Annotated in this window: 12 protein-coding genes and 1 tRNA gene; 11 read left to right on the top strand and 2 right to left on the bottom strand. The window is 67.1% G+C overall.

From position 1 onward, the window contains the following. The first annotated feature begins 110 nt into the window (after window positions 1-110). Window positions 111-1,208 (top strand): VIT1/CCC1 transporter family protein, encoded by a 1,098-nt coding sequence (locus LC041_RS11490; protein WP_226533214.1) that lies wholly within the window; start codon window positions 111-113, stop codon window positions 1,206-1,208. Window positions 1,209-1,353: 145 nt separating this feature from the next. On the opposite strand, the gene LC041_RS11485 is transcribed toward LC041_RS11490, so the two are convergent. Then, window positions 1,354-1,436 (bottom strand) — tRNA-Leu (locus LC041_RS11485). A gap of 111 nt (window positions 1,437-1,547) precedes the next feature. On the opposite strand from LC041_RS11485, the gene LC041_RS11480 reads away from it, so the two are divergent. Then, window positions 1,548-2,843, top strand: a complete 1,296-nt coding sequence (locus LC041_RS11480) for a M20/M25/M40 family metallo-hydrolase (RefSeq protein ID WP_226533213.1) — start codon at window positions 1,548-1,550, stop codon at window positions 2,841-2,843. 41 nt (window positions 2,844-2,884) lie between these two features. Continuing rightward, window positions 2,885-3,709 carry an undecaprenyl-diphosphate phosphatase gene (locus tag LC041_RS11475; RefSeq protein WP_226533212.1) on the top strand — a complete coding sequence of 275 codons (825 nt, stop codon included), beginning with the start codon at window positions 2,885-2,887 and terminating at the stop codon, window positions 3,707-3,709. A gap of 7 nt (window positions 3,710-3,716) precedes the next feature. Here LC041_RS11475 and LC041_RS11470 read toward each other — a convergent pair whose 3' ends face one another. Beyond that, window positions 3,717-4,565, bottom strand: a complete 849-nt coding sequence (locus LC041_RS11470; RefSeq protein WP_226533211.1) for a PAC2 family protein — start codon at window positions 4,563-4,565, stop codon at window positions 3,717-3,719. 90 nt (window positions 4,566-4,655) lie between these two features. Here LC041_RS11470 and LC041_RS11465 point away from each other — a divergent pair, with 90 nt between their 5' ends. Genes LC041_RS11465 through LC041_RS11430 form a run of 8 tightly spaced genes read left to right on the top strand, consistent with a single transcriptional unit; the run spans window position 4,656 to window position 12,817 of the window. After that, complete coding sequence (locus LC041_RS11465; protein ID WP_308012774.1) at window positions 4,656-5,339, top strand: HAD family hydrolase; 684 nt, start codon at window positions 4,656-4,658, stop codon at window positions 5,337-5,339. After that, window positions 5,336-6,355 (top strand): tRNA (adenine-N1)-methyltransferase, encoded by a 1,020-nt coding sequence (locus tag LC041_RS11460; protein ID WP_226533210.1) that lies wholly within the window; start codon window positions 5,336-5,338, stop codon window positions 6,353-6,355. The genes LC041_RS11465 and LC041_RS11460 overlap by 4 nt, the downstream gene beginning before the upstream one ends. 10 nt (window positions 6,356-6,365) lie before the next feature. After that, window positions 6,366-7,277, top strand: a complete 912-nt coding sequence (locus LC041_RS11455) for a hypothetical protein (protein WP_226533209.1) — start codon at window positions 6,366-6,368, stop codon at window positions 7,275-7,277. Further along, window positions 7,277-8,269, top strand: coding sequence for a helix-turn-helix transcriptional regulator (locus LC041_RS11450; RefSeq protein ID WP_226533208.1), 993 nt, complete (start codon window positions 7,277-7,279; stop codon window positions 8,267-8,269). The genes LC041_RS11455 and LC041_RS11450 overlap by 1 nt, the downstream gene beginning before the upstream one ends. Further along, a complete protein-coding gene (locus tag LC041_RS11445; protein WP_226533207.1) occupies window positions 8,266-9,249 on the top strand; it encodes a helix-turn-helix transcriptional regulator in 984 nt (327 codons plus the stop codon). The genes LC041_RS11450 and LC041_RS11445 overlap by 4 nt, the downstream gene beginning before the upstream one ends. 44 nt (window positions 9,250-9,293) lie before the next feature. Next, window positions 9,294-9,530: a twin-arginine translocase TatA/TatE family subunit gene (gene tatA / locus LC041_RS11440; protein WP_226533206.1), complete on the top strand. Its 237-nt coding sequence runs from the start codon at window positions 9,294-9,296 to the stop codon at window positions 9,528-9,530. Between the two features lie 57 nt (window positions 9,531-9,587). Continuing rightward, on the top strand, window positions 9,588-10,346 hold the full coding sequence (gene tatC / locus LC041_RS11435) for a twin-arginine translocase subunit TatC (RefSeq protein WP_226533312.1): 759 nt from the start codon (window positions 9,588-9,590) through the stop codon (window positions 10,344-10,346). Next, complete coding sequence (locus tag LC041_RS11430) at window positions 10,343-12,817, top strand: DEAD/DEAH box helicase (protein WP_226533205.1); 2,475 nt, start codon at window positions 10,343-10,345, stop codon at window positions 12,815-12,817. The genes tatC and LC041_RS11430 overlap by 4 nt, the downstream gene beginning before the upstream one ends. Window positions 12,818-12,828 lie beyond the last annotated feature (11 nt).

Below are 12,828 nucleotides of genomic sequence, written 5' to 3'. Positions count from 1 at the left end.
CGGATGCCCGAAATGCTGTCAATCCGCGTCTGAGCGAGGTGTCGTAGCGACGGCCCGGATAGCGTGGAACGGTTGCCCACGCATCGGGCACCGTCACTTCTGGAGGAACCATGACAGCGCCTGCCGCAGCTGCCGCCACCCCCGCAGACCGTCGACGCTGGGCCCGCTATCTCGTCGAGGAACGCGCCGAGGGCTCCGTCTATCAGAAGCTCGCAGCACGGCGAACCGGGGAGGAGCGGGAGATCCTGCTCAGCCTCGCGGACGCGGAGCGTCGGCACGAGCAGCACTGGCTTGACCTGCTCGGCGCGGAGCCCGAGCGACTCCCTCGGGCGGGCATCAGATCGAGGATGCTCGGCTGGATGGCCGGTCGGTTTGGATCCATCTTCGTCCTGGCCCTCGCGCAGAACGCCGAAGCGCGTTCGCCCTATGACTCCGAGCAGTATGCGACGCCGGCGATGCGTGCCGACGAGAAGGTCCACTACGAGGTCGTCCGCGGACTCGCGGCGCGAGGTCGACGACGTCTCTCCGGTTCGTTCCGTGCTGCCGTCTTCGGTGCCAACGACGGCCTCGTCAGCAACCTCGCGCTCGTGCTCGGCATCGGTGCGACCGGGGTCAGCTCAGGATTCGTCCTCTTCAGCGGCATAGCCGGTCTGCTCGCGGGCGCCCTGTCGATGGGCGCGGGGGAGTTCGTCTCGGTACGGTCGCAGCGTGAGTTGCTCGCCGCCACAGCGGCGAACGAGGATGCGACGGCCGCCGCGGGGGACCTCGACATCGATGAGAACGAGCTGGCACTCGTCTACCGCGCGCGAGGCATGGCGCAGGACGAGTCGCTGGCGCGTGCGCGACGTATCGTCACGGCCGCTCAGGCAGGTGTCCGCGGGGCGGCGACCGGTCCGATCAACGCGCAGCGGGCGGACGACCACGAGATCGTCGGCAGCGACTGGACCGCCGCGATCTCAAGCTTCCTGCTGTTCGCGTCCGGTGCGATCGTCCCCGTGCTCCCGTGGATCTTCGGTCTGGACGGGACGAACGCGATCGTCGTCGCGCTGGTCTTGGTCGGTGTCGCGCTGCTGAGCACCGGCGCCATGGTCGGCGTTCTTTCGGGCGGACCGCCCCTGCGGCGCGCTCTCCGTCAGCTCGCGATCGGCTTCGGAGCGGCGGCGATCACGTATGTGCTCGGCGTGCTGTTCGGGGTCGGGGCCGTCTGACAGCTGCTGCTGGCGGGTGGCCGCCGGGGGCGGCGGCGTCTGCGCAGTCGGCTGCGCTGGAGCGGCTCCCCGGCCGCCATGACAGAGGGAAACGAAGAAGCCCCGGGGCATTCCTGGCGAACCAGTCATGCTCCGGGGCTTTACGTGCGCGGAGGGGGACTTGAACCCCCACGCCCTTACGGGCACTACGACCTCAACGTAGCGCGTCTACCATTCCGCCACCCGCGCAGGTGTTGGATGATCGTTGCCGACCGAAGAATGACATTACCACGTCCTCAGCGGGCACTCGAACCGGACCATACGCCCGGGCGTGGCGCGCGCTTTCGATAGCCTGGAGCCATGACCGATCCGTCTCTTCCTGAGGTCGCGCGCATCGCGAGCGATCTGATTCGCTTCGACACATCCAACTTCGGCGGAGGGAATGCGAAGGGCGAACGCGAGGCGGCCGAGTACGTCGGGGCCTACCTGGAGGCGCTCGGGCTCGACGTCGAGTACTACGAACCCGTTCCGCGGCGTACCAATCTGATGGCACGGGTTCCCGGGCGTGACCGTGACAAGCCGGCACTCGTCGTCCATGGGCACCTGGATGTCGTCCCGGCCATGGCCGAGGACTGGAGCGTCGACCCCTTCGCCGGCATCGTGCGCGACGGCATGCTGTGGGGGCGCGGTGCTGTCGATATGAAGAACATGAACGCGATGATCCTCACCGCGGTAGCGGAGATCCTTCGAGCCGGGGAGCGACCGGAGCGTGATCTGGTCCTGGCGTTCTTCGCAGACGAGGAGAACGGCGGCGTCGAAGGGTCGACGCTGGTCGTGCAGAACCGACCGGAATGGTTCGCCGGGGCGACGACGGCCATCAGCGAGGTGGGCGGCTACTCCATCACGGTGGACGACCGTCGGGCATACCTCCTGCAGGTCGGCGAGAAGGCGCTGATCTGGATCCGACTGGTGGCGAAGGGGCGCGCGGGGCATGGCAGTCGCCTTCATCCGGACAATGCCGTCACGAAGCTCGCGGAAGCGGTGGCGGCGATCGGTCGCACTCGCTGGCCGATCCGGCTGACGCCGACGACGTCAGCGCTGCTCGAGGGGCTCAGCGCACTGAGCGGGCGCAGTGTGGATGACCCCGATGCGCTTGCAGAGGCTGCCGGGCCGGCCGAGGCGTTCCTGCGTTCGTCGTTCCGGACCACCACGAACCCCACTGCTCTCAACGCAGGCTACAAGCACAATGTGATTCCCGAGCGCGCCGAGGCGCTCATCGACGTCCGTGTGATCCCCGGGACCGAGGACGATGTGCTCGCCGAGCTCCAGAGCATCGTGGGGGACGACATCGAGATCCAGACGGTCGTTCGGGACATCGGCATGGAGACGCCCTTCGAAGGCGAACTGGTCGAGGCGATGGTCGCAAGCATCGGGCGTCATGACCCCGGAATCCCGGTGATCCCGTACCTCCTGGGCGCTGGTACGGACAACAAGGCGCTCGCCTACCTCGGGATCACGGGGTACGGATTCGCTCCGCTCAAACTCCCCGCGGACCTCGATTTCACAGGGATGTTCCACGGTGTCGACGAGCGGGTACCCGTAGAATCGCTTGTCTTCGGCCAGCGGGTGCTGACCGATCTGCTGCGCACGTACTGAGCGCCGCGCGCTCCGTGCCTCCTCCGAACTGAAAGCCCTCCATGCACCTGCTCGAAGCCCTGATCCTCGGCATCGTCCAGGGACTCACCGAGTTCCTCCCGATCTCCTCCAGCGCCCACCTCCGTATCCTCGGAACCTTCCTCCCCTCGGGCGAGGACCCGGGCGCGGCCTTCACGGCCATCACGCAGATCGGTACCGAGGCAGCCGTCGTGGTGTTCTTCTGGCGCGATATCGTGCGCATCATCTCGCAGTGGTGCCGATCCCTCGTCGGCAAGGCCCCGCGCAACGATCCGGACGCCCGCATGGGGTGGATGATCATCATCGGCAGCATCCCGATCGTCGTGCTGGGGCTGCTCTTCCAGGACCAGATCGAGACCGTTCTGCGATCGATGTGGATCGTCGCGATCATGCTCATCGTCTTCGGAATCCTGCTCGGCGTCGCCGACCACGTCGGCGCGAAGCGTCGCAAGCTCAACGATCTGACCTACCCGCACGGCGTCGCCTTCGGGTTCGCGCAGGCACTGGCTCTGATCCCGGGGGTATCGCGGTCGGGTGGCACCATCACGATGGGACTGTTCCTGGGCTACGAGCGCGCCGCGGCCGCTCGCTACGCGTTCCTCCTGGCGATTCCCGCTGTCTTCGGCAGCGGCTTCTACCAGGTTTTCAAGAGCTGGGACGAGCCGTCCTTCTTCTCGTTCGGTGACACCCTCGCCGCCACAGGCATCGCCTTCGTCGTCGCGCTCGGGGTGATCGCGTTCTTCATGAGCTGGATCTCGAAGCGCAGCTTCCTGCCGTTCGTGATCTACCGGATCCTGCTGGGGACGGTGCTGCTCGTGCTGCTGGGAACCGGCGTCATCGCCGCCTGATCCGAGTTCAGCGCTTACGGTCGCCCGGGCCGTCGTCGCGCCGACGGAGGTACCGCTCGAATGCCTGCGCAATCGCGTCGCCGGAGGCTTCGGGGGAGTCCCAGGTGTCTCGGGTGCGCTCGAGTTGGCGGATGTACTCGGCCATGTCCTCGTCGTCGGCCGCGGCCGCGTCGATCGACGCTTCCCAGGCGGCGGCCTCGGTGCGGAGCGTCTGGCGATCGACGTCGACGCCTGTCAGCTCCTCGAGCCGGTCGAGGAGCGCGAGCGTGACCTTCGGCGAAGGTGTCGCCGAGGCGACGTAATGGGGAACGCTGGCCCAGAGGCTCGCCGTGGGGATCCCCGCGTTCTCGGCGAAGTGCTCGAACACGGTCAGGATTCCGACCGGGCCTTCGTAGAGCGAGCGCTCGAGTCCGTGCGCCTCGCGGACCTGCTCGTTCTGACTCGACGCGAAGATCGAGATCGGGCGGGTGTGCGGGACATCCGACAGCATCGCGCCGAGGGTGACGAATCCTGTGATGTCGTCGCGCAGAGCCACGTCGATGAACTCGGAGGCGAACGCCTGCCAGGTGCGTGCGGGCTCGGCGCCCGTGAGCAGCCAGAACTCGGGGCCGGGCGCGGGGTTCCGCGGGCGCCAGAGTCCGGCCTCGGGCCAGGTGAGCTGACGGCGACCCTCGGAGTCCATCCGGGTGGACGGGCGTGTGTACTGGTAGTCGAAGTAGAGCTCGGGGTCGACCGAGTGGACGAGGTCGTATTCCGTCGACGCTCGCAGTGCTTCTATGGCGGCGCTGGCAGCTTCACCCGCGTCGTTCCAGCCGTCGAAGGCTGCGATGACGATGCGCGGACCGAGAACATCCATCGAGGGCTCCCTTCGATTCGGCAGATGCGGTCCTTCCAGGCTAGTCCGCGACGGCGGGATGCGGGCGGCACCCCGGCTAGCATGGGTTCAGTGAGCAGAAAGCCCAGCGCAGTCCTGTGGGACATGGACGGAACCCTCGTCGACACCGAACCGTATTGGATGGCGGCCGAGACGGCGCTGGTCGAGTCCTTCGGTGGTTCGTGGACCCATGAGGATGCGCTGCGACTCGTCGGCAGCGGTCTGATCGACAGCGCCGTGATCCTGCAGAACGCAGGGGTGGCGATGGAGGCCGAGGCGATCGTCTCCCACCTGACCGACGTCGTGCAGCAGTCGCTTCGCACCCAGGGCGTCCCGTTCCGGCCTGGGGCGCGCGAACTGCTCCGTGACCTCCGGGCTGCGGGAATCCCCACCGGCTTGGTGACGATGTCCCTGCGTCGGATGGCACTGGACGTCGTCGAACTGATCGACTTCGCGGCGTTCGACATCATCGTCGCCGGGGACGACGTGGAGAACCCCAAACCGCACCCCGAGCCCTACCTGCAGGGAGCGGCACTCCTGGACGTCGACATCGCGGAGGCCGTCGTGATCGAGGACTCGCCGACCGGGGTGCGCGCGGGACTGGCCTCGGGGGCTGTGACGCTCGCGGTACCGCACATCGTGCCGCTGGACGGACTGGGAGCGCACGATCTCTGGGCGACACTCGCCGGACGCGGCGCCGATGACCTCACCGAGCTGGTCGACAACCACAGTGCCGCGACAGGAGCGATTCGATGACCGACACCACCGCGCCGCGGCCGAGCGGCCCGTTCCGCGCGGGTGACCGTGTCCAGCTCACCGGCCCCAAGGGGCGCCTGCACACCGTGACGCTCCGCGAGGACGGCGAGCTCCACACCCATCAGGGCGTCTTGCGCCACCGTGACCTGATCGGGCTCCCTGACGGCTCCGTCGTGGCCAACAGCTCGGGGCACGACTATCTCGCGCTCCGACCTCTCCTTCGCGATTTCGCGATGTCGATGCCTCGCGGCGCAGCCATCGTGTACCCGAAGGATGCCGCACAGATCGTGATGCAGGCGGATGTCTTCCCCGGGGCGACCGTGGTGGAGGCAGGTGTCGGCTCCGGCGCGCTCTCGCTTTCGCTGCTGCGCGCGGTGGGCCCGGCAGGAAAGCTGATCTCCTTCGAACGTCGCGCGGACTTCGCCGACGTCGCGCGCGCGAACGTCGAGACCTTCTTCGGCGAGAATCCCGACACCTGGCGCGTCGTCGTCGGAGACCTCGTCGAAGCCCTGCCGAACGAGGTGCCGGCGGCATCGGTCGACCGTGTGGTGCTCGACATGCTCGCGCCGTGGGAGTGCATGGATGCCGTCGCGGATGCGCTCACGCCGGGTGGCGTCGTCCTCTGTTATGTGGCCACGGCGACCCAGCTCTCGCGAGTCGCGGAGTACATCAGAGGAACCGGTCTCTTCACTGACCCGGATGCGTCCGAGACGATGGTCCGCGGATGGCACGTCGAAGGGCTGGCGGTGCGTCCTGACCACCGGATGGTCGCCCACACCGGATTCCTCCTCACCGCGCGCAGGCTCGCACCGGGAGCGATCGCCCCCTCGGTCAAGCGTCGTGCGTCCAAGAGCAGTTACGGCGATGAGGACGTGGAGGCCTGGACACCGGGAGCCGTCGGCGACCGTGAGATCACCGACAAGAACCTGCGCAAGCGTGCCAGGGAAGCGGAGAAGGCGGCGGAGGGGGCGCGCCTGGCCGCCGCCTCGCGCGATTCCTCGCACACGACGGAATAGACTGGAGCGCGTGCGTAAAACGTCCGCCGTTCTGGCCTCTCTCAGCCTCGCCGTCCTCGCCTTGACGGGCTGCACCGCGACAGCATCCGGCGGCGTCGCCGCCTGCGATCGTGGCGGCAACGACAAGATCCTGAACATCGCCGATGTGAGCGGTGACCTCGGCTCGGTCCCCGACGTCGAGGTCTTCGGCCCGGTCGAGACGGACGAGACCGCTTTCGCCGACGTGGTCGTCGGAGACGGCCCGGCACTGGGCTCGGATTTCCAGCCGGTCGTGTTGGACATCGCCTTCTTCGCTGGAGACAGCGGCACCGCGCTCTACACGTCCGAGTTCAACGGCGACCAGAGCCGCGTGCACAGCATCGACTACTGGGCTCAGCGTTCCGCGGGGCTTTCCGATGTGCTCGAGTGCGCCACGGGTGGCAGCCGTATCCTCGCCGTCCTGACTCCGGAGGACTTCGGGGCACAGAACGTCCAGGCGTTCGGACTCGACGAGGGCGAGAACATCGTCGCGGTCATCGACGTGCTCGACGTCATGCCGTCGAAGGCCTCCGGTGCGTTGCAGTTCAACGACGCGCGCGGTCTTCCCACCGTCGTCCGTGCTCCCGACGGCACGCCCGGCATCATCATCCCCGACGTTCCTGCACCGACCGAGATCGTCACGCAGACGCTGATCAAGGGAGACGGCCGAGAGGTCGAGGAGGGCGACATCGTCGTCTCCAATGTCATGGCCGTCGGCTGGGACGAGAAGACCGTGACCACGACCTCGTGGGGCAAGGACGCTCTCGTGAGCGTGGCTGACGAGCAGCTCGTGGGCGCCACCGTCGGTTCGCAGCTGCTCGTCGTGTCCCCCGCATCCGAGAGTGCTCCGGCCACGGCGATCGTCATCGACATCCTGGGCGCGGTCACGGCGCCGACGCAGTGATGGCTGCCCGTATCCCCGCGGAGGAGCGCCTGACGAATCTCGTCGTGGCGCTGATGGCCACGGAGATCGGGCTGACGAAGCAGCAGATCCTCGACAACGTCTCCGGCTACCGTCAACGCGCGGACGCGGGCACCCGCTCCGACGCGCTCGAGAAGATGTTCGAGCGCGACAAGGACGAATTGCGGACACTCGGCGTTCCGATCGAGACGATCGGTGACGCCACCGATCCGAACGATCTGCGCGAGGCCCGATACCGTATCCCACAGGCCGAGTACGACCTTCCCAGCGACATCGTGTTCTCCCCGGCGGAACTGGCGGTGCTGCGTCTGGCCGGAAGCGTCTGGAGCGCCGAGTCCGTCTCCGGGGACGCGCAGTCCGGTGTGCGCAAGATCCGCGCCCTCGGAATCGACGGCGACGAGCCGATCATCGGCTTCGCCCCGCGTATCACGGCGCGCGACCCCGCGTTCGCTCCACTCCAAGACGCCATCGAGCGCTGCCGGGTCGTCGCCTTCGACTACCTCAAGCCCGGTGAGGACGCGCCGCGGCGACGACGCATACGCCCGCTCGCCCTCGTGGACTACGAGGCTCGGTGGCATGTGTTCGGGGTCGATGTCGATGTCGACGAGGACCGGACGTTCCTGCTGGGGCGGATCGTCGGAGACGTCAAGGTGAGTTCGACGACCTTCGACGCGAGTCTGCGAGACGGCGCAGGGGAGAGGGCACTCGCCGGGCTCGAACGCGTCGCCTCGGCGAACTCGGCGCTGCTCGAGGTCACACCCGGGACCGAGGCTGCGCTTCGTCTCGGGCGGCGCGCGGTGTCAGCGACGCAGGGAATCCGTGTTCCGTTCGTGGATCTGCACATCCTCGCGGACGAACTCGCGTCCTACGGCCCGGAGGTCCGCGTGGTCGAACCCGCCCCTCTGCGCGATGCGGTGATCGCCAGGCTCCGAGCCGTCGTCGCGGCACATCACGATGCGCAGGAGGCAGGATGAACGCGAAGCCCAAGCCACTTCTCGCCGCTGACCGCGTCCGGCTCTATCTGACGCTCGTTCCCTACCTGCTCGAACACGGCCAGGTCTCGCTCGCCGAGGCTGCAGACGAGTTCGGCGTCACGCCTCGGGAGATGCGCGGCATGGTGGAGAAGCTCACCGTCATCGGGCTTCCCGGGGAGTCGGGGTACTGGCAGCAGCCCCAGGAGATGTTCGACATCAACTGGGACCTGCTCGATCTCGAGGACGTGATCGAGATCACGAATGACGTCGCGCTGCGCCGCGTGCCTCGATTCACTGCGCGCGAAGCCGCGGCCCTGCTCGCAGGCCTCCAGATGGTCGCTGCCGTGCCTGCGGTGTCGGACTCCGGACTCGTCGCGGGACTCATCTCGAAGCTGTCACGTGGCGCCGCCGATGCGCCGGCCGACGTCGTGGTCGCACCGAGCGCGGTCGACGAGGTCCGCGAAGCAGTCGCGCGTGGCCTGCACGAGGGCGTCGCGATCTCCTTCACTTACCAGGCACCCGATGCGGCTCCCACCACGCGCACGGTCGACCCCATGCAGATCCTGATCACCAACGGGCAGTGGTACCTGCAGGGCTGGTGCCATCTGCGGCAGGCGATGCGGACGTTCCATCTCGACCGGGTGAGTGCGCCGCAGCTGACGCAGATCCCGATCACGCACGGCGGGGACCAGGTGCCCGAGGCGTTCGCCGGCCTCGACGACGAGCGCGAGGTCACGGTGCGCGTGCCGGAGCGCCTCGCTCCATTGCTGGCCGGCTTCGTCCCCACCGGGGAGTTCGAAGTGGTCGACGGGTTCGTCGCGACGCAGCTGCACCTCGCAGACCCACGCGGGATCAAGCGACTCGCGGCGCGGTTCGGCGGAGCGATGGAGGTGATCGATCCCGGTGTCGCACGCACGTCGACGAGGGATTGGGCCGCTGCCGGACTCGCGCTGTATCACCAACCCGATGCAGAGAATTGATCTGTAGACTGAATCGAACGCTCACCGACGACGGGAATCCTGACATGTTCGCTGGAATGCAAGGCTGGCACCTGCTAATCGTGCTCGCCGTGATCCTCCTTCTGTTCGGTGCCGCCAAGCTGCCGGCGCTCGCGAAGAGCATGGGTCAATCCGCTCGTGTGTTCAAGGGCGAGATGAAGGCGATGAAGGAAGATGACGCAACTCGCGCCGACTCGTCGATCGCCGACCCCACCTCGACCAAGGACTCGGGCGCTGACCCTGAGACTCCGCCCCGCGCCTGACCGGCCGTGGCAGCCATCGAACCGTCCGTGATGCCGAAGGCGGATCGGGATCGGCGGATGTCGCTCGGTGCGCATCTCGTCGAACTGCGCAAGCGTCTGATGTACGCGGCGCTGGCGTTGGTGGTCGGAATGGTCGTCGCGTTCATCGTGGCAGACCCCGTGATCCACTTCATCACCGAGCCGATCCGTATCATCACCGAGAAGCGCGGGGATGATTTCAGCGCCCTGAACTTCGGCACGGTCACGGCCGCATTCGACATGCGCATGCGCATCGCTTTCTCGATCGGCCTGTTCATCTCCGCCCCGGTCTGGCTCTGGCAGATCTGGGCGTTCATCATGCCGGGATTGACACGCAAGGAGATCAAGTACACCGTCGGGTTCGTCATCGCCGCAGTACCGCTGTTCTTCGCCGGCTGCTACCTCGGTGTGATGATCATGCCGCACGTGATCGAGTTGATGTGGAGCTTCACCCCCGATGGCGCGACCAACTTCTACTACGCGCAGGAGTACTACGACTTCGTCTTCAAGTTGATGATCGTGATCGGCGTCTCCTTCGTGCTTCCCGTGTTCCTGGTCGCGCTCAACCTGTCCGGGGTCATGTCGGGCAGAGCGATCCTCAAGGGATGGCGCGTGGCCATCCTCATCGCCACCGTGTTCGCGGCGCTCGCGACGCCCGCCGCGGACGTGGTCAGCATGCTGATGCTCGCAGGAATCCTGATCGTCCTGTTCTTCGCGGCGGCCGGGCTCTCCCTGATCTTCGATCGGCGCAAGCGGAAGCGTGACGATGCGTCAGGGCTCCTGCCGGACGCGGTATGAGTTCACCCTCCGAGAAGTACGCCCAGGCGCGACAGACGGCGCAGCATCCGGAGTCCTCCGCGTTCGCGGCGTTGCAGAGGTTCCAGCTGGACCCCTTCCAGGTGGCGGGATGCCACGCGCTCGAAGACGGACGCAGCGTGCTCGTCGCCGCACCGACCGGCGCGGGGAAGACGATCGTCGGTGAGTTCGCGATCCACCTCGCGATGCGGACACCGACCGACAAAGCGTTCTACACGACGCCCATGAAAGCGTTGTCGAATCAGAAGTTCCGCGAGCTGGTCGACGTCTATGGTGCGGACCAGGTGGGATTGCTCACCGGCGACACGAACATCAACGGCAATGCGCGCGTCGTCGTGATGACCACCGAGGTCCTGCGCAACATGATCTACGCCGACTCTTCGGCGCTCCGGGATCTGCGGTACGTGATCATGGACGAGGTCCACTACCTCGCGGACCGCTTCCGCGGCGCTGTGTGGGAAGAGGTCATCATCCACCTGCCTGCCCAGGTGCGCCTCGTGTCTTTGAGCGCCACCGTCTCGAACGCGGAGGAGTTCGGGGATTGGCTCGACACGGTGCGCGGGGACACCGAGGTGATCGTCTCCGAGGTCAGGCCCGTTCCCCTGGAGCAGCACGTGCTCGTGCGGGACGACTTGCTGCCGCTGTTCGACGACCGCGCCGGCCTCGCCACCGCCCAGGTCAATCAGGAGCTGATGCGCATCCGCTCATCGACGGCGTCCACCTACGACAACAATCGGCAGGCGCAGGCGTATCGCAGCAACCGGCACGCGGGTCGTCAGGCCCAGCGCCCGCCTCGAGGAGGTCGTCGTCCGGTCCGCGCGGCGAACGCGCGTCGGATCGAACGGATGGATCGACCGGATGTCGTGCGACTTCTGGAGCGCGCGAACCTGCTCCCGGCGATCTTCTTCATCTTCAGTCGCGTGGGTTGCGACGCCGCCGTGCAGCAGGTCCGTCGCTCCGGCGTGCGTCTGACATCGACGCAGGAGCGGGCGGAGATACGCGCCATCGTCGAGGACCGCACCCGCACGCTCCAGGACGAAGACCTCGATGTCCTCGGATACTGGGAGTGGTTGGACAACCTCGAGCGTGGGGTTGCCTCTCACCACGCCGGTCTCCTGCCCGCCTTCAAGGAGGTCGTCGAGGAGCTGTACCAGCGCAAGCTCGTCAAGGTGGTCTTCGCTACCGAGACCCTGGCTCTGGGCATCAACATGCCCGCGCGGACGGTCGTGCTCGAGAAGATGGAGAAGTTCAACGGGGAGGCACGCGTCGCGATCACGTCGGGGGAGTACACCCAGCTCACCGGTCGCGCCGGACGCCGTGGAATCGACGTCGAGGGCCACGCCGTGGTGCAGTGGACCGAGGGGATGGACCCCCAGGCTGTCGCAGCGCTCGCGTCACGACGCACCTACCCGCTGAACTCGAGCTTCCGCCCGACATACAACATGGCCGTGAACCTGATCGACATGTTCGGCAAGCCCCGAGCGAGGCAGATCCTCGAGTCATCCTTCGCGCAGTTCCAGGCGGATCGTGCTGTCGTGGGACTCGCTCGACAGGTGCGCGAGGCGGAGGAGTCGCTCGCGGGCTATCAGAGCGCGATGGCCTGTGAGCACGGGAGTTTCCCGGAGTACGCCGCGATCCGCCGCGAGTTGAGCGACCTCGAGAAGAAGAACCGCCAGGACTCCCAGGCGCCGCGGGCGTCACGGGACAAGCGCATGAAGCGCATTCAGACGCTGCGGACACAGATGCAGCGCCACCCCTGTCACCGGTGTCCCGATCGCGAAGCGCATGCTCGCTGGGCGGAACGATATTGGAAACTCAAACGGCAGACGGACCGGATCCGGCGCCAGATCGAGACACGGACCGGAACCGTCGCGCGCGTGTTCGACCGCGTCGTCGAGGTCTTGGAGACTCTCGACTACGTGACACATGACGGTGCGGACACGAGCCTGACCGATGCCGGGCGCACGATGCGCCGCATCTACGGCGAGCGGGATCTGCTGGTGGCCGAGTCTCTGAGGCAGGGGCTGTGGTCGGGGCTGGATGCACCTTCGCTGGCCGCCATGGCGTGCTGCCTCGTGTACGAGCCGCGTCGTGATGAAGCCAACTCCGGGGAGCGTGGGCTGCCGCGAGGTGCATTCCGCTCCGCCTACGAGAAGACCACCACGCTGTGGGCGGAACTGGACGATCTGGAACAGGATCATCATCTCCCCGGCAGCGAGCCTCTCGCCGCCGGTCTTGCGGGAGCCATGCACGCCTGGGCCCGCGGGGGAGCGCTGGAGCGGGTGCTGATCGACGCCGACATGGCAGCGGGTGACTTCGTGCGCTGGGCCAAGCAGACGATCGATCTGCTGGATCAACTCTCGATCGTCGCGGAGGATGCCGCGCTGGCGCGGACGGCGCGGAGCGCTCTCGACGGAGTCCGCCGCGGCATCGTGGCGTACTCGACGATGTGAGGGGGGTCTCG

The sequence above is a fragment of the Microbacterium paraoxydans genome (assembly GCF_020524545.1).
Classification (GTDB): domain Bacteria; phylum Actinomycetota; class Actinomycetes; order Actinomycetales; family Microbacteriaceae; genus Microbacterium; species Microbacterium paraoxydans_C.
Note: the sequence above shows the minus strand (reverse complement) of the source record. Positions and strands in the feature narration are given on the sequence as shown.

Coding starts and splice junctions, on each gene's coding strand:
- tatC (WP_226533312.1), top strand. CDS start 9,588: ATGTCGCTCGGTGCGCATCTCGTCGAACTGCGCAAGCGTCTGATGTAC.
- LC041_RS11470 (WP_226533211.1), bottom strand. CDS start 4,565: ATGGATGTTCTCGGTCCGCGCATCGTCATCGCAGCCTTCGACGGCTGG.
- LC041_RS11480 (WP_226533213.1), top strand. CDS start 1,548: ATGACCGATCCGTCTCTTCCTGAGGTCGCGCGCATCGCGAGCGATCTG.
- LC041_RS11450 (WP_226533208.1), top strand. CDS start 7,277: ATGGCTGCCCGTATCCCCGCGGAGGAGCGCCTGACGAATCTCGTCGTG.
- LC041_RS11430 (WP_226533205.1), top strand. CDS start 10,343: ATGAGTTCACCCTCCGAGAAGTACGCCCAGGCGCGACAGACGGCGCAG.
- LC041_RS11475 (WP_226533212.1), top strand. CDS start 2,885: ATGCACCTGCTCGAAGCCCTGATCCTCGGCATCGTCCAGGGACTCACC.
- tatA (WP_226533206.1), top strand. CDS start 9,294: ATGTTCGCTGGAATGCAAGGCTGGCACCTGCTAATCGTGCTCGCCGTG.
- LC041_RS11460 (WP_226533210.1), top strand. CDS start 5,336: ATGACCGACACCACCGCGCCGCGGCCGAGCGGCCCGTTCCGCGCGGGT.
- LC041_RS11490 (WP_226533214.1), top strand. CDS start 111: ATGACAGCGCCTGCCGCAGCTGCCGCCACCCCCGCAGACCGTCGACGC.
- LC041_RS11445 (WP_226533207.1), top strand. CDS start 8,266: ATGAACGCGAAGCCCAAGCCACTTCTCGCCGCTGACCGCGTCCGGCTC.